General features: G+C 74.2%; 15 protein-coding genes. 8 read left to right on the top strand and 7 right to left on the bottom strand.

All coding sequences use genetic code 11. The features are described from left to right. Positions 1 to 210 (top strand): helix-turn-helix domain-containing protein (locus CA983_RS27955; protein WP_143645574.1); only part of this gene is annotated, 210 nt, incomplete at its 5' end. Here the strand turns inward: CA983_RS27955 and CA983_RS27950 are convergent. From CA983_RS27950 to CA983_RS27920, 7 genes are all read right to left on the bottom strand, one after another. Continuing rightward, positions 173 to 1,216, bottom strand: a complete 1,044-nt coding sequence (locus tag CA983_RS27950) for a helix-turn-helix transcriptional regulator (protein ID WP_107500291.1) — start codon at positions 1,214 to 1,216, stop codon at positions 173 to 175. The genes CA983_RS27955 and CA983_RS27950 overlap by 38 nt on opposite strands. 202 nt (positions 1,217 to 1,418) lie before the next feature. Continuing rightward, positions 1,419 to 2,786, bottom strand: coding sequence for a DUF6895 family protein (locus CA983_RS27945; protein WP_086603604.1), 1,368 nt, complete (start codon positions 2,784 to 2,786; stop codon positions 1,419 to 1,421). Beyond that, positions 2,783 to 3,616 carry an ABC transporter permease gene (locus CA983_RS27940; protein ID WP_086603603.1) on the bottom strand — a complete coding sequence of 278 codons (834 nt, stop codon included), beginning with the start codon at positions 3,614 to 3,616 and terminating at the stop codon, positions 2,783 to 2,785. Before CA983_RS27940 ends, CA983_RS27945 begins: the two co-directional genes overlap by 4 nt. Then, positions 3,613 to 4,698 (bottom strand): ABC transporter ATP-binding protein, encoded by a 1,086-nt coding sequence (locus CA983_RS27935; protein ID WP_143645573.1) that lies wholly within the window; start codon positions 4,696 to 4,698, stop codon positions 3,613 to 3,615. Before CA983_RS27935 ends, CA983_RS27940 begins: the two co-directional genes overlap by 4 nt. After that, a complete protein-coding gene (locus tag CA983_RS27930; RefSeq protein WP_086603602.1) occupies positions 4,695 to 6,095 on the bottom strand; it encodes a lanthionine synthetase C family protein in 1,401 nt (466 codons plus the stop codon). Before CA983_RS27930 ends, CA983_RS27935 begins: the two co-directional genes overlap by 4 nt. Beyond that, positions 6,092 to 9,316, bottom strand: coding sequence for a lantibiotic dehydratase (locus CA983_RS27925; protein ID WP_244207139.1), 3,225 nt, complete (start codon positions 9,314 to 9,316; stop codon positions 6,092 to 6,094). Before CA983_RS27925 ends, CA983_RS27930 begins: the two co-directional genes overlap by 4 nt. Positions 9,317 to 9,447: 131 nt before the next feature. Further along, positions 9,448 to 9,615 (bottom strand): gallidermin/nisin family lantibiotic, encoded by a 168-nt coding sequence (locus CA983_RS27920; RefSeq protein WP_086603600.1) that lies wholly within the window; start codon positions 9,613 to 9,615, stop codon positions 9,448 to 9,450. A 269-nt stretch (positions 9,616 to 9,884) separates the two neighbouring features. Between CA983_RS27920 and CA983_RS27915 the strand changes: the two genes are divergently transcribed. From CA983_RS27915 to CA983_RS27880, 7 genes are all read left to right on the top strand, one after another. After that, positions 9,885 to 10,442: an RNA polymerase sigma factor gene (locus tag CA983_RS27915; protein WP_086603606.1), complete on the top strand. Its 558-nt coding sequence runs from the start codon at positions 9,885 to 9,887 to the stop codon at positions 10,440 to 10,442. Further along, positions 10,439 to 11,410 carry a cupin domain-containing protein gene (locus CA983_RS45305; protein WP_107500290.1) on the top strand — a complete coding sequence of 324 codons (972 nt, stop codon included), beginning with the start codon at positions 10,439 to 10,441 and terminating at the stop codon, positions 11,408 to 11,410. The genes CA983_RS27915 and CA983_RS45305 overlap by 4 nt, the downstream gene beginning before the upstream one ends. 149 nt (positions 11,411 to 11,559) lie before the next feature. Beyond that, positions 11,560 to 12,186 carry a hypothetical protein gene (locus CA983_RS27900; protein WP_086603597.1) on the top strand — a complete coding sequence of 209 codons (627 nt, stop codon included), beginning with the start codon at positions 11,560 to 11,562 and terminating at the stop codon, positions 12,184 to 12,186. 63 nt (positions 12,187 to 12,249) lie between these two features. After that, the gene (locus CA983_RS27895; RefSeq protein WP_086603596.1) at positions 12,250 to 13,041 is read left to right on the top strand and encodes a hypothetical protein; all 792 of its coding nucleotides are present in this window, start codon (positions 12,250 to 12,252) and stop codon (positions 13,039 to 13,041) included. A gap of 4 nt (positions 13,042 to 13,045) precedes the next feature. Beyond that, positions 13,046 to 13,978 carry an ATP-binding cassette domain-containing protein gene (locus CA983_RS27890; protein ID WP_086603595.1) on the top strand — a complete coding sequence of 311 codons (933 nt, stop codon included), beginning with the start codon at positions 13,046 to 13,048 and terminating at the stop codon, positions 13,976 to 13,978. Then, positions 13,975 to 14,409, top strand: coding sequence for a DUF2511 domain-containing protein (locus CA983_RS27885; RefSeq protein WP_244207138.1), 435 nt, complete (start codon positions 13,975 to 13,977; stop codon positions 14,407 to 14,409). Before CA983_RS27890 ends, CA983_RS27885 begins: the two co-directional genes overlap by 4 nt. Before the next feature lie 88 nt (positions 14,410 to 14,497). Further along, entirely contained in the window at positions 14,498 to 15,238 is a 741-nt protein-coding gene (locus tag CA983_RS27880) for a helix-turn-helix transcriptional regulator (protein ID WP_086603594.1), read from the top strand. Positions 15,239 to 15,305: the final 67 nt, after the last annotated feature.

Below are 15,305 nucleotides of genomic sequence, written 5' to 3'. Positions count from 1 at the left end.
TCCTGCAACGGCATCACCCCCCGCCAACGCGCCATAGCGGCCCTCCTCACCGAAGGCCACACCGACGCCGTCATCGCCGACCGTCTCGGCATGAACATCCGCACGGCCCGCGTCCACATCGCCAAGCTCGCGGCGACGCTGGGCAGCCGGAGCAGGGCACAACTGGGCTACCTCATCGGGCAGTCCGGGATTCTTGACCAGGAACGCTGAGGGTCGGGGAGGCTGCCGGCCGCGGGGGGCCGTCCAGTCCCACCTGGGCGATCCGCACACCCAGCTGCGTACGGCTCGCCGCGCCCAGCGTCTCCGACAGCCGGGCGATGTGCGCCCGGCACGTCCGCACGCTTATCCCCAGCCGTTCCGCGATCACCGCGTCCTGGTGTCCCTCCGCCAGCAGCGCGGCGATGGACTGCTCGCGGTGGGAGATTCCCTCGATGCCGGTGTCGGGGAGCGGGGCGGTCAGCGGGATGGCCAGGCGCCAGAGCCGCTCGAACACCGTGACCAGGTACTCGACGATCGCCGGGTGCCGTAGCTCCAGGGCCATCGTGCGGTCGGTGTTGGCGGGGATGAAGGCCACCGTGCGGTCGAAGAGGATCAGCCGGTCGATCACCTCGTCCAGGGTGCGCGCCTCCACCGCGTCGCCCATCAGCTCCAGATAGGTCAGCAACCCCTGCCCGTGCCGGGCGACATGCGTGTAGAGGTCCCGCATCCGCACGCCACGGCCGCGCAGCGCCAGCGCCCGGTGCAGGCCCTCGGAGAGTTCCGCCTCGCGCCGGATGCCGCCGGGCTGGACCGTGAGCACCTCGGTCGTGCACGCCTGGGTCGCCTCGTCCATCGCGGCCTGGATCCGGGTCAGCCCGTCCAGCACCCGGATCGCCGAGCCCTCGCTCACCGACGGGGCCGGCTGCACCTGACGCCCCAGCCCGGCGTACCACTCGAACGCCGCCACGGCCGAACCCACCCGCCGCTGGCTCGCGCTGACCTCGTCGTACATCCCGCGCAGCAGCCGCGTCATGACCTCCTGCGGGGAGGTCGGCACCAGCCAGTCCATGTCGTCGGGGTCCGGGTGCAGCAGGGCGAGTTCCAGCAGGCAGGGCACCGGTTCCGCGTCCCGGCGCGGCACGCGGCCCCGCCGTACGGCCCGGGAGTACACACGATCCCCGGTTTCGCACAGTCGGTCAGCACCATGTGGATGCTCTTCCGCCCCGTGCCCGGCCATCGCCCGTCCCACCCCCGGTTTCGCCGCCTTGCCGCAGCCGCAACTATGCGCGGCCTGACCCTGCTCCGCAACACGGCTCCACCGCGGCAGCGTTCCGCTTCCTCGTGTTCGAGTCCGGTATCCGCATGCCCGCTCAGCGCCCGCTGCACCAAACCGGCAGTGATCGGCCATGCCGGGCCCGTGGCCGGGTTTCTACGGCCGGTCAGGCCCGACGGGCGGGGCCGGTGGCGCCCGGGGCGGGGGCACACCAGCCCGCCGAGAGCAGGGCGCTCACCGACTGTGCCAGGGGCGTGCCGCCCTGCCCGAGGGCCCGTACGGCGCCGAGGACCGCGTCCAGCGCGGGCCGGTCGTAGCGCTGGGCGCACAGCACCAGCAGCGGATCCAGCCGCGCGGACCAGGCCGCCCGCTCCTGTTCGGAGGCCCCGGCCGCCGTGGCGCGGACCGTCGCGGCCCAGCGGCGGATCTCGTCCGAGCCGGGGGCCGCGTCCGGGGGCGTGGCAGGGTCGAGTGCGCTCTCCTGCGGTGTTCCGCGGTCGGGTTCCGGCCACGGGGCCACGCGGCCTTCCCCGGGACGACGGCCCAGTCGTACCGCCGCGGCCAGGCCCGCGGCCAGCGTGGTGTGGTAGCAGGTGCCGAACAGGTACGCTTCCGCCTTCTCCCCCGCCAGTTCGGACATCTTCTCCGGCCGGTGCACCGGTCCGGGCACGGCTCCGTCGGGCCGCTGAGCACCGGCCAGCGCGGCCCAGCCTCGCGCCACGGGGTCATCGCCCGTCGCGTCCCGGTGCCGCGGCAGGGCCGGACGCAGCAGATCCGCGCACAGCAGCAGCTCCGCGACGAGGTCGAGGTGAGAGCGCGTCAGGTTGACGCCGAGCAGCAGGCGCACCGCCTCGAGCAGCGAGCCGGCGTCCGACCCGCCGGGAGGCAGGGCGTGTGCCCCGAAGTCGGTGGCGTAGAACAGCGCGTGGGTGAAGGCATAGGTCTCGCTGTCGTCCAGGGAGAGCGGATCGGGCCCCAGGCCGGGCAGGCTCTGTGCGTAGAGCACGGCGGTGCCGGGGAGGCCGGGCGGGGCCGGCAGTCCGGCCCGGTCGAGGAACCAGCGCAGTTCGAGGCGGTTGAGGACGGGTTTGTAGGGGCGGGTGTGTCCGCCGGCGCCGACGGCGAGCAGGGCCAGGCAGTCCTCGCGCAGCGCGGGCCGGGGGCGGCCCAGTATCCCGAGCAGTGCGACCAGGTTGAGGTGGTAGGGGAAGTACGGGTCGGCCCGGCGCAGCGACGTCGCGAAGCCGGGGTCGTCGACCACGCGTTCGGCCAGCGAGAGCGCACCCTCACGCAGCGCCCCGGGAACGGGCACCCGCGGATGGCCGGCCCGGTCCAGCAGACGCAGGAAGCCGAGCAGTTCCAGGAGCGCTCCGGGGCGGAACGGCCGGCGCGGCAGCAGCCGTTCCCACTGGTCCGGATCGAACCACGCGAGGTGGTCCTCCAGCCAGCGGACCACGCCCGTCAGCAGCGGTACTGCCGAGTCGCCGGGACCGGCCGTGCCGGGGCCGTCGGCGCGGGCGGGCGGCGCGCTCACCGGCCGCTCCGCAGCCGCAGCAGGGCCAGGGCCAGGGCCAGGACACCGCACAGCGCGGCGAGGTCGGTCTGCCAGAGGTGGATCCCCGCTCCGCCGAGGAGACTCTGCCGGACCAGGTCCACCGCGTACGTCATCGGGTTCAGGTGCATGGCGGCGGACAGCCAGCCCGGGACCTGCTCCGGGCTGAACACCGAGCCCGACAGGAACAGCATCGGGAACATCGCGAGCTGCACGGTCGACTGCAGTGTCTGCACCCGCTGGATGAGGGTGGCCAGGCACAGCCCGATGACGCTGAAGAGCGCGGCGGTGAGCGCCAGGCAGCCGGCCGCCGCGGCGAAGCGGGCCGGGGTGAGCGGTACCCCGGCGAGGGGGGCGAAGGCGAGCATCACCACGCTCTGCACGGTGACCATTCCGGCGCCCGCCGCGACCTTGCCCAGCGGCAGACAGATCCGGGGCACCGGGGCGACCAGCAGTTCGCGCAGCACGCCGTACTCCCGGTCCCAGGCGTAGGTCTGCCCGGAGGCCACACCGACCGAGACGACCTGGATGGCGACGATGCCGGGGAACACATAGGCGCTGAACGGGGTCCCGGAGCCGACCGAGCCGATCATGCCGTCGAAGCCGACGGCGTACACGAGGACGAAGAACACGATCTGCACGGCCTGGCTGATCAACATGCCGGGCCGCTTGGCCTGGCGCAGCAGGTCCCGGTGGGCGATGACCGAGATGGCACGCAGGCCGGTGGACAGGCGGTCCGCGAACGTTTCCCGGGCGCCGTCCCCCGTGCCTGGGGCGTATTCGGCGTACCCGGCGGTGATGCCGGCGGTCATGGTGTGCTCACCTGCCTGTCCTCGGCCGCGGCCAGGTAGACGTCGTTCATGGACGGGTGCCGCACCGCGAGCGTCAGCCCGGGCACCTCCAGGGCTCGTGCCACGTCGGCGATCCGCGTCTCGGGATCGGAGCAGTGCACGGCGAGACCGTCCGGCCCGGTGAGCGGGTCGAAGCCGGCTGCGCGCAGCTGGGCGGCGGCGCGTGCGTCGTCGGCGCTCGTCACCACGATGCGCGAGGAGTCCAGGCTGCTCTTGAGCAAGGCCGCGCTGCCCTGCCGGACCACCCGGCCCTCGCGCAGGATCACGATCTCGTCGGCGTACTCGGCCTCGTCCATGTAGTGGGTGGAGTACAGCACCGCGACGCCCAGCTCGTCGCGCAGCCGGGTCAGGTCGGTCCACACGTCGCTGCGGGCACTCGGGTCCAGGCCGTTGGTCGGCTCGTCGAGCAACAGCAGTCCGGGCCGGTGCAGCAGGGCGCGGGCGATCTCCACGCGCCGGGCGAGGCCGCCCGACAGCTCCTCGACGGGCTGCCGCCGACGGTCGGTGAGCCCGAACAGGTCCAGCATCAGGGAGATGCGTTCGCGGGCGTCGGAGCGGCGCATCCCGAACAACCGGGCGTGGAACCACAGGTTCCGCTCCACGGACAGTTCCTTGTCGAGGGTGCGTTCCTGGAAGACCAGGCCCAGGGCGCGGCGGGCGGACGTCGGGGAGCGGCGGACGTCGTGCCCGAAGATCCGCACGCTGCCCTCGTCCGGGCGGGCCGCGGTCGACAGCACCCGCATCAGGCTCGACTTGCCGGCGCCGTTCGGCCCGAGCAGCGCCGTGATCCGGCCGGGTGGGGAGGCGATGTCGACACCGTGGACCGCGGTGACCTTCCCGTAGCGGACCACCAGTCCCCGCACCTCGTAGGCGGGCACCCCGGACGGTCCCGGCCGGGGGGTGTCCGCGCCGGTCGCCGGGCACACCAGGTCGTCCGCCCGTACACGCACGTGCCGTTCCTCCCCGATGCCTGCCCGTTCCTCCTCCGCGGCGGCCCGCAGACCGTCCCGTGCGCCCGCCGTGCCGGGCCGTGTGCCGTTCATGCCAGCCCCAGGCAGCGGTCCCAGGGCAGTGGCCCGGCGCTGTCCGGCAACAGGGCCAGGGCGACGCCCGCGGCGCCCTCGAGCATGCCGGCGACGTCCAGCGCGCGATGCGGCACGGGCGAACGTGCGGCGGCGGGGAAACGCATCAGGTGGCGGAAGCCGAACGGGGCGTCCTCGTCGAGGCAGTCCAGGATCATGCCGGTCAACCGGGCCCGGCCCGCCTCCAGCACGGGGTCGGGCTCGCCGTCGCGGACACGGGAGAGCACGGCCAGAAGGCCGGCGTAGCCGTGGCAGACGGTCGGGCCGTCGACCGCCCAGCGGGTCTCGTCGCGCCGCAGCGCCGCGTGCAGGGCGCGTACCGCGGCGGCGCGCCACTCCGGGTTCCCGAGGATCCGGCCCGCGCGGTGCAGGGCCGCGGCGACTCCCGGCGTGCCGTAGCACCAGGCGGTCCGGGTGAACAGCGCCCGCGGCCGCTCGGCGGCGGTCTCGTCGTCCCAGCCCGCCCGGGCCGGCCAGTAAGGGCCGGTGCCGTCGTGCAGCGTCCACCCCAGCAGCCAGTCGGCGACCCGGTGGACCGCCTCCGTCAGGCCCGGCACCTGCCGGCCGCGTTCGGCGGCGGCCGCCAGCACCGTGAGCGGGCCGGCGATGCCGTGCGCCAGGCCCAGGTTGAAATCGCCCCGGGGGTAGTCCCGCCGGTCCCGGTCGCTCACCTGCAGGGCGGCCGGCACCCACCAGCCGGGGACGGTGCGGATGCCCTCCGGGCCCGCCACCTCGACCGGCTCGGTCACCGCCACCAGGTGGCGCAGGGATTCGTCCAGCGCCCGGGCCACCTCCGAAGAGCGTTCCGCCGGGTCGTCCACCGCGTCGAGCAGCAGCCGTGTCGTTCCCGACAGGCCGTTGATCAGGTCGTACGCAGCCCAGTCGACACCTTGTTCACCCCGCGCGGCGCGCGCCCGGAAGGCCGCGAGCCGTTCGAGCTGGTCGTTCGCGACCCACGCGGCCAGGCGCTGCCGCAGCGAGGCGTAGTGCCCGTCGGCACCGGCACAGGTCTGGGCGGCGGCCAGCAGGGCGGCCGGCCCGGAGAAGAGGCCCCGGCTGGGCGCGGCGCCCGTCATCCGGCCGGCAGCGGACAGGTGCCGGTGGGCCACGGTGCGCCACGCGGGGTCCTCACGGGACAGTTCGCCGTACAGCAGGGCGGTGCCGGGGAGGCCGTTGGCGAGGGTGAGGGGACCCCACATGACCGCGTCGTACACGGGGTCCCGGTTGTCGTCCCGGGACGCCACGGCGGCGACCGACTCGGGGTCGGCGAGCCGCTCGGCGACCAGCGTGACGGCACGGCCCGCCTGTTCCGCCCGGGTTGCTGACGCGATGTCCGGCGTACCGGCGGTGGGAGTCATGACAGGTGCCTCCGGCGGTTGAGATGGTCCTGTACGGCGCCCCTGGCGATGCCGAGCACGGTCATCTCCCGGGCGGTGGATCCGCCCAGCAGCCGGTTGCACACCATGTGCATCAGGCTGCCCACGACCCGCCCTTCCGGTGTCTCGCCGGCCGCTCTGACGAGCCGGCCGAGCCTGCGCACGGCCGCGTCCCGGTCGCGCAGGGCGGTGAGCACACGGTCGCCCAGCGGGTCGGCGGACAGCTCCGGCCAGCCTCCGTACGGATCGACCAGGCGGCGCCAGTGGGCGGCGCGTTCGCGGAAGGCGGCGGGCAGATCGCGTCGCGACCCGGTCATGGACAGCCAGGCGGCCGCGCCGTCGTCCCCGCAGTCCTCGCTGAGCAGCGGGTGCCCGGGCTCGGGCGGCCCGAAGGCGTGGGCGAGGGCCGCGCAGGAGATCACCGCGAGATCGTCGACCCGGCAGCCGGACAGCGGACCGCGGTCGAGGCCGGCTCCGGACGCTGCGCCGCGGCCGGTCTCATGGGCGACACGCAGCAGCTCCACGGCGGCCTCGCTGTCGTACCGGAAGACCTGCTCCGCGGCCTCGATCGCGTCCGCGCCGCCGTACCGCTCGGTCTCCGGGTCGTACTGCGCCACCAGGTGGGAACGCACCAGGCCCCGCCGCTGCCAGTCGTCCAGGACCTCGCCGACGGCCGCGGCCACCGGGCCCCACAGCGTGCGGCGATCGGCGTGCAGTCGCACTCTCAGGTGGTGGCCGGCGTCGTCGGTGTAGCGGATGAAGAACCACCGGTCGGCACCCAGCTCGCGGGCCCGGCCGACCAGGTCGGGCAGATGGGTGCGCAGCAGTTCGTCCTGGGTGCGTGCGGAACCGTGGATCTTGAGGTGGAGCCAGTCACCGCCGAGCCCGTGGACGGTACGGCTCGCCGCCAGGTGCCCCGCGTACGGGCGGTACGCGGGACCGGCCGAGCGGCGGACGAGCGGCACGACGACTTCCGCCGTGTGCCCGGCGAGCGGGCTGTCCAGCAGGCCGTCGTGCTCGCCCGGCACCTCTTGGGCGATGAGGTCGGGGTTGCGCAGCAGCTGGTCGCGCAGCAGTTCCCGGTGCCAGGCGTGGTCGAGGTCGAGGAGGAGCCGCTGGTCGGCGGTGACGGCGAGGACCTGACGCGGTACGTCCCACCGCTCGCGCCAGCCGGCGACCGCCCGGTCCCATCCGGCGCGTCCGCTGGTGCGGGCGGCCTCGGCGGGGGCCCGCAGCTCATCGAGCCGCCACACGGCGCCGGCCAGGACGAAACGGCCGTAGCGGATCCTGGGCACGCACGGGGCCTGGGCGAGCGGCCCCCAGTTCCACGGCTCCCACAGCCGCTGCCCCTCCAGGCCGATCTCCCACAGCAGCCGGGCCGCGTTGGGTGCCTGCGCCGGGGCGCTGACCATGTTGCCGAGGACGGGGACGATCTCCCGGCCCGTGGGCAGGTGGACGGCGGTCAGCCGGTCCAGGGTGGCGCCGACGCCGATGTCGGCGAGGCGCAGTTCCTCCACTCCGGGCGCATCGGGTACACCGACGGAGATCCGCCGACCGGTCGCGGGGACGGTGTGGGCGAGGTTGGCCGCCCGGCCCGACCTGGTCCGGAACGCCAGGTCGGCCGTGACGGCACCCTCGACGTGCACCGGTGACTGCCGGTGCAGAGCGGCGAACGGGCGGCCCCAGCCCGGTTCCTGGTCGGCGAAGCGGGCGAAGGTGGAACCGGAGCGGTGGGATCCCGGCGAGGGCGACAGGAACACGAGGAACTCGCCGTCCGTCAGCGCGTCCGTGGAGGCGGCCACCACCTGCACCGTGATCTCGCAGGAGTTCTGGGCCGATTGCGGCTCGGGCTCGTCGTGGGCCAGCTCGGCCAGATCCGCATCGGTGATCAGGATCTCGCGCCGCCGCTCGCGCAGCGCCGTCGCGGCCAGCCGCGCCATGGCCCGGTCGCGTCGGGCGGTGCGCACGTCGTCCGGCGGTTGCGGGGCGGCCTCGCTGTTGGGCCAGCCGTAACCGGCCGGCGCGCCCAGCCCGGTGGCCGGGTCGAGGAGGTCCAGGACGGGCACGAGGCGGTCGGCCCCGTACACGTCGAGGAAGCGCCGGTGGTAGTCGCGCAGCGCGAACAGCCCGCGTTTGGGCCTCGACAGCCGGTACATCACGTCCGCCGCCCGCTCGATCTCCTCGCGTACGGCGTACGGCAGATGCAGGACGGCGTCGAGCCGGGTGTCGATGTGCAGGGGTGTGTCGTCCTGCTCCAGGTCCCGCGCGGTGTCGAGCATCCGCCGCAGCGGCTCGCGGCCCGCGCCCAGGGGCAGGGCGTCGTACGCCGCGCGTTCGCGGTCGAGACGGTGCAGCACGGTGCGGACCCGCTCGGCGGCCGGGGACGCCTGCGGTACGGCGTCCAGGACGCTCAGCACGTGCCGCAGGGGGTCTGTGCCGTCGAGCGGCGGCCGCAGCGAGCTGATCAGGATCTCCTGCCGGAGCAGCTCGTCCAGCAGGGACCGCACGCGCTGCTCGGGGGCGCCCGGGAAGGCGGCGAGGAGCCGTTCGACGAGCCGCGGGTACGGCACGGGCGCACGGGACTCCCGCACGGCCTGCGCCACCACCGGGGTGTTGCGTACGGACACGGTGGCGTGACCCTCTCCGTCGGCTCCCGGCGCCGTCCCCGGCGCCGAGGGGGCGGTCAGGACCAGCCGGTCGCCACGGACCGTCAGCGCCTGATGGGCCTGCACGCCCAGCGCGCCCCGCACCGTCGGGTCCTGCTCCAGACGGTGCGTCACCTTGGTCAGCCACTGCATGTCGACGTGGGTACGGGTGCGGTGGCCGGTGCCGCGCGCGGACTTGGCCGTCGAGTCGAACTCCCCCGTCGTCACGCCCGCGAAGAGGCCGAACGGGGTGGGCCGGGTCCGCATCCGGATGTCGTAGCGCAGCACGGCCAGGGCGGCCCGGCGCAGCCGGCTCGCGGTGAGACCCGCGCCGCCCTGCCCGGCCACACGGCGCACGAGGGCGCTGAGGGCCGGTGAAGCGAGGAGGAGTGCCTCGTCCAGGACGGGGTCGGCGGCGGCGGCCAGCAGCGCCACGCAGGCGTCGGGATCCTCCGGCGGCGTGCCGTCCCCAGGGAGGGGCAGGCCCGGTGCAGCGCCCTGGGCCGCGGGTGCGCGGAGCAGGAAGAGGTCCGCCGCGCGGAACAACGTGTCCCCCAAGATCTTCCCCCTTGTGTGGACGGGCCGGCATTCGGTGTTCGGGCCGGCTCACGCGTGGGCCCGTTTCGGATGGAGAAGCGAGGCCCCGGAGGCCGGCCAGGGGTCCCGGCCGGCCTCCGGGGCGCGGAGCCTCAGCAGCAGTGGCTGCAGCCGGAGCCGCCGCCGTCGCTGGTGCAGCCCGGCGTGCAGTAGGAGATGGACGTGATGGCCGGACCGGCGACCGACTTCTCCACGCCGATCTCCAGGTCGAGGTCGAACAGGTCGGCCTCGTCGTGCTGTGCGATTCCGTGCGTGCCCATGTCAGGCTCCTTCGTCGGAAGAACCGGAAATGTGTTCGTCGGATCGATCCGGGGAGCACGCAACCACGTTCCGCGGCGGGCTCTCAACGGTTCGCGGCCGGGCTGGCAGTAATGGCAGTACCGTGGCAGCGGTGGTTACGCCGGGGCGCCGCCCCCGCGACGGCGGCCGCGGGAGAGCCCCCAGGGCGGCCGGGGGAAGCGACCGGGGAGTGGCCGAAACTTTCGCTGTCGAGGTGAACCATGACAGCACCACGCGCTACGTACTTCGTGTGTGTTCGGACGAAGCCCTGCTGACCGCCGCCGCCCGTGGTGACCAGACCGCCCTGCGGACCCTGTACGAGCGGCACGCGGCCGCCATGCTGCGCCTGATCCGCAGACTCACCTCCGAACCGGCGGTGGCGGAGGAGATCCTCCAGGAGGCCTGGCTCGCGGTGTGGCGGTCCGCGGCCGGCTTCCGCGGGGAGGCCTCGGTCCGCAGCTGGCTGCTGGGGGTGGCGCGGCGCCAGGCGCACAACCAGTTGCGCCGGTCGCGCCCTCAGCTCACCGACCTCGCCGAAGCGGAGCACGTGCCGCACCCGGGTCCCGGGGTGGAGGAACAGGTCATGGTGGCCGCCGAGCGCACCGCGTTACGGGAGGCCGTACGCGCGCTGCCCGAACACCTGCGTGAAGTGCTGGGGCTGGTCCTCGTGGAAGAACTCGCCTACCCGGAGGTGGCGGCCGTCCTCGGCATCCCGGTGGGCACCGTCAAGAGCCGGATGTCCCATGCGCGCAGGCGGTTGGGCAGCATGCTCGCCGCCTCGCGGCTGGAAGGAACAGGACGACGATGAGTGAACACCTCGCGGACGAGGAACTGGTCCGGCTGGTGCGGGGCACGCCCGGCGAACAGGATCCGCGGCAAGCCCTCTGGACGCGGCATGTGGACGAGTGCGACGGCTGCCGTGCCCGGCTCGCGGACTGGCGCGCCGTCGGACGGGCGGCGATCGAGGCGGAGGACCCCCGCACACTGGCCGTTCCGGCCTTCGACACGCTGCTCGGGCCGGTACTGGCTGCCGCGACGGCCGACCACGCGGAGGCAGCCGGGGTGGCCGGGCAGGCGCCGGTGGACGCCGCACAGCCGGTCCCGGCCGCCGCACCCCCCGGCACGGCCACCGCGCCCGAGGTGCCGCGGTTCCCCGCCCCGTGGCGTCTGGCCTGGCAACTCGCCCGGACCGAGGCCGCGATGCTGCCCCGGGCGTGGGCCCCGCTGACCGCGGCCGGACTGGTCGCGGCCGCCGTGCTGGCGCCCATGCTGAACGACGGACGCCTCGGGCTCCGGCTGTTCGGCGCCGTGTGCGTGCTGCTGGTGCTGCTGGCGGCGCTCGCCGTGGCGTCACCGCGCCGGGATCCACGTCACGAACTGCAGTTCACGCTCCCCTTGCCTCCCGGCACCGTGTTCCTCGCCCGGATGGCCGTCGTACTCGGGGCCGACCTGGCCCTGGCCGTGCTGTGCTCGGCGCTGGTCGGTGGGCCGGGGTGGTGGCCCGTCGTGGCCGACTGGCTGGGCGAGGCGCTGCTGGCCTCGTCGCTCGCCCTGTCCCTGGCGGTGCGGGTCGCGCCGGCGGTCGGAGCTGTGGCAGGTGGCAGCCTGTGGCTGGCAGGCGTCGTGACAGGGCCTCAGGGGCTGGTGTCCTCACCGTTGGAGACCGTGCTGGGACACGTGCTGTCCACCACACCGTGGACCGTGGCCGCGTCGGTCCTCCTGCTCGCCTGGGCCACCGCGGCCATGCGCCGCTACCCGTCCGGACACACGTCCTGAGACGACCGCGACGGGAGAACCGGACCGGAACTCCCGTGAACCGCCCGCCGTCCGGATGCTACGTACAGATCGGCCGCCGTCTTCTCGCCGGGTACTCCCCCGGCCCTGCGAAGAGGCGGCGGCCCCCGAGCTGCAGGGAGGAGTACGTGATGCCCACCGGCGCCTGGCGTCCCTGGCTCCACGAGGCCCGGCGCTGCGGGCGTGGTGCCCTGACCCTGCCGCTCCTCGCCGCTGTCGCGGCCTGGGCGGCGACGGCCACCGGCCCGGAGGGCGGGGGACTGCTCGCCCGAGCGCTGATCACCACCGCGGTGCCCGCCGCAACGGCCCTGGCCTGTGCGTCCGTGGTCGCCCGTGAACCGATGGCCGAGCTGCACCTGACGCTGCCCACCAGCTATCCGCGCACGGTGGCCCGCCGTCTGTGCTGGCCCGCCGGGGCGACGGCCGTCGCCGCGGTCGTTCTGGCCGCCGCGCTCACCACAGCCGACCGGCCCTTCGCCACCGCCGCCCTGCTCGCCGAACTCGCCGGACTGACGGCGCTGCTGACGGGCTGCGCGGTCTGGGCCACGGTGCGGGCCGGCTCGGCCGGCGCCGGCGCCGGCCTGGTGACCGCGGTGTGCCTGGCCAAACTGCTGCTGATCGACCGGATCGCCCCGCACGGCGCACCGCAGGGGCTTCCCGCCTCCATGACCGGCCTCGCCCTGACCGCCCTCACCCTGCAGGCTCTCGGAGACGCGGAACGGTCGGGCGTTCTGACGAGGGACCACCAGGAGGGTTGAGTGTCCGCACACGGAACACGACAGAGCCGGGCCCGCACGCCGGTACCGAATCCTGGAGTCCGTATGACCGCGCTGCTGTGGAGCATCCGCTACGAGGTGCTGATGGCGGCCAGGCGCCGTGCCGTCTGGGCCGCCGTGCTGCCACTGGTCGCGCTCACCCTGCTGCTCGCGCTCACCTCCCCGGTGGTCACCGGCGCTTCGGATCCCGTGGCCCGGGTCGGTGTCACCGCGGTGCTCGTCAACACGTTCTGCACGCTCGGCCTGGCCCTGGCGCTGACCGACCGGCTGCGCCGCAACCTGGAGGCCCGGGGCATGCCCGAGCTGCTGGCCGCCACGCCCGGCGGCCGCCTGCCCCGCATCATGGGCACCCTGATCGGTCCGCTGCTCACCGCGCTGGCGCCGGTCGCCGCACTGCTGCTGGTCCACGGGGCGTTCCTGTCGCTCACCGCGGGCACCGGCAGACCGCTGGCCGCGGCCGTGGCGGCACTGGGCACGGCCGTCCTGCCGGCGGCGATCCTGGCCGCGGCCGTGGCCGGGCTGCTCGGTGTGCTGATGCCGGTGGCAGCCGCCCGTGCCGTCACGGTGGTGCTGTGGCTGTGGGCGACCAACTTCCCGCCCCGCTTCTCCCCCGTACCCACGCCCACCGGAACGGTGCTGTCACCGCTCGGTGGCTACCCCCTGGTCGCCTGGGCCGGTGCCCCGGACATCTGGGCGGCACGCGACGCGGCAGGCCCCCTGCGCCCGGACGTCACCACGACGTCCGCCCTGCTGAACCTCGGCCTGGTCGTGCTGACCGCCGCGGCGTGCCACGCCCTCTGTCTCCTCACCGCACGTCTTCGACGACACGGAGCCTGACCCGATGAACATCACGACGGAACGACTGACCAAGGTCCACTCGGGTGGCCGGCGTGCCCTGGACCAGGTCGACCTGCACATCGAGGGCGGCACGGTCGGTCTGCTGGGCGCCAACGGCGCCGGAAAGACCACGTTGTTGCGCATCCTGACCGGGGTGCTGCGGCCCACCTCGGGCCGGGTGGTCATCGGGGGCCAGGACCTGGCCACCACAGCGGGCCTGACCGCGGTCAAGCGGGCCCTGGGCTATCTGCCGCAGGAGCTCTCCCTGTACCCCGACCTGACGGCCCGGGAGTTCCTCGACTACATCGCCGTGCTGAAAGGAATGCACGACAAGCGGGAGCGCCGGCGGCAGGTGGAGACGCGGCTGGCCGAGGTCGGCCTCGAGGAGGTCGGGCGCGAACGACTGGCCGGCTTCTCCGGCGGCATGCGGCGGCGGGTCGGCATCGCCCAGGCGTTGCTCGGCGACCCGTCCCTGCTGATCGTGGACGAACCGACCGCCGGACTGGACCCTCACGAGCGCATGCGGTTCCGCGCGCTGCTGGCCGGGCTCGGCGGCGGGCGCACCGTGCTGCTGTCCACCCACATCCTCGACGACGTGGCCCAGACCTGCCCGGAGGTCGCCGTGCTCACCGCGGGGCGACTCGTCTTCCACGACACCACCGCCGCGCTCGTCAGCCACGCGGCCGGCTGCACGTACGTACTGCCGGCCGACGCCCCGGCACCGCCGCCGGACGCCGAGGTGGTCAGCGCGGTCACCACCTCGGCGGGACCCGAGTACCGGGTCGTCGCCGACGCCGCCCCGACCGGGGCCCGGCCCGTGCCCCCCACCCTGGAGGACGGCTACGCGGCCCTCCTCAAGGCCACCGGCCGCTCCGTCAACCCCTCTGCCTCATCCGAGAGTTCATCCGCGAGTTCCAGCGAGGTAGCCAGTACATGAAACACGACTCCGCATTCCCCCGCACCGCTCGCTCCGGCCCGGCCGTCCGGTCCAGAGCCGGGCTGACCGTCACGCTCTGTGTTGCCGTACCGTTCCTGCTCACCGCCTGCGGCGGCAGCGGCACCTCCCATCCGAGCACCACCCGTCCCGAGCCGCTGCCCAGCCCGACCTCCACCACCCAGCGCATCAGCGAGCGCAACCTCGGCTACACCTGGCCGCTCACCGTCGACCACGGCACCGCACGGTGCGAAAAGGACAACCAGGCCCTCTTCACCAGCCCCGACGGCACCACCTACGCACTCAACGACCGGGCCCGGGACGCCGGTTACCGCGACATCGGCCCACTGCGCGCCAAGGGCGACGACGGCGACCCGATCAGCCTCGGATCGTTGCTGACCAAGACACTGAGACTCTGTGGGGTGGCCGGCTGACCACCGGCGCCCATAGCGCCGCTCCGAGGATGCGGCGCTCTGCCTTCTGCCCGAAACGCAGATTGACGAATTACGGGGGAACAACGCTGTGCCGCAGCTCATTGTCCGAAATCGTCTTCACGTCCTCGCACACGCCGGCCTGCAGGCTCTGCTGTCGGCGCCGGAGACTCCGCTCAGTCTCCTGCTGGCCGGTCTCGACCGTGTCGACTTCGTCGACGACGCCCGGCTGGCCGCTCCCGGCGAGCCGCAGCTGCCCATCCTCATGCCGGTGTCCAGCGAACTCCAGGCGGACCGGCTGCGCGCCCTGCGCACCCGGCACGCCATGGCCCTGCTGATCGCGGTCACCGACGACGTCTCGGGGCACCTGACCCACGACGCCATACGGGCGGGGGCGAGCTCCGTCTTCAACCTCGCCATCACGGAGGAGCGGCAGACCGACCTGTTGCTCGCCCAGTTGCGAGCCCACCGCGCACCCGGCGCGCCCTCCGCGCCGCCACGGCTGTGCTACCTGCCGGAGGGCCCCGCGCAGCGGCCCGCGGCTGCGGAACCTGGCCCGGCCCGCCCCGCGTCACCCACGATTCCGCACCGCGCGGAGGCGGGAGGCGCGGCCGCCTACGACGCCGAACTGCTGCGGATGCTGTGCTCCTCGGCGACGGTGTCGGAGATCGCCCGGCGCAACTACTGCTCGGAACGGTCGATGTACCGGCGCATCCGCCGGTTGTACGACACCTTCGGCGTGTCCGGCCGCAGCGAGTTGCACGCACGGGCTGCCGAGCTCGGGCTGGTCGGCGCGGACCAGCCGGGCGAACGCATCCGCCGGGCCGGCTGAGACCAGCCACCGAAGGGGGGCGCCGCACCCGGCCCACGCGGTGCCGACGCCCCCCGCGTCCCGGCCC

This window comes from Streptomyces swartbergensis, from assembly GCF_002148965.1.
Classification (GTDB): Bacteria; Actinomycetota; Actinomycetes; order Streptomycetales; family Streptomycetaceae; genus Streptomyces; species Streptomyces swartbergensis.
The sequence above is the reverse complement of the archived record's forward strand: the minus strand, read 5'-3'. Positions and strand labels throughout refer to the sequence as shown.

Coding starts and splice junctions, on each gene's coding strand:
- CA983_RS27950 (WP_107500291.1), bottom strand. CDS start 1,216: ATGGCCGGGCACGGGGCGGAAGAGCATCCACATGGTGCTGACCGACTG.
- CA983_RS27940 (WP_086603603.1), bottom strand. CDS start 3,616: ATGACCGCCGGCATCACCGCCGGGTACGCCGAATACGCCCCAGGCACG.
- CA983_RS27935 (WP_143645573.1), bottom strand. CDS start 4,698: ATGAACGGCACACGGCCCGGCACGGCGGGCGCACGGGACGGTCTGCGG.
- CA983_RS27930 (WP_086603602.1), bottom strand. CDS start 6,095: ATGACTCCCACCGCCGGTACGCCGGACATCGCGTCAGCAACCCGGGCG.
- CA983_RS27920 (WP_086603600.1), bottom strand. CDS start 9,615: ATGGGCACGCACGGAATCGCACAGCACGACGAGGCCGACCTGTTCGAC.
- CA983_RS45305 (WP_107500290.1), top strand. CDS start 10,439: ATGAGTGAACACCTCGCGGACGAGGAACTGGTCCGGCTGGTGCGGGGC.
- CA983_RS27900 (WP_086603597.1), top strand. CDS start 11,560: ATGCCCACCGGCGCCTGGCGTCCCTGGCTCCACGAGGCCCGGCGCTGC.
- CA983_RS27895 (WP_086603596.1), top strand. CDS start 12,250: ATGACCGCGCTGCTGTGGAGCATCCGCTACGAGGTGCTGATGGCGGCC.
- CA983_RS27890 (WP_086603595.1), top strand. CDS start 13,046: ATGAACATCACGACGGAACGACTGACCAAGGTCCACTCGGGTGGCCGG.
- CA983_RS27885 (WP_244207138.1), top strand. CDS start 13,975: ATGAAACACGACTCCGCATTCCCCCGCACCGCTCGCTCCGGCCCGGCC.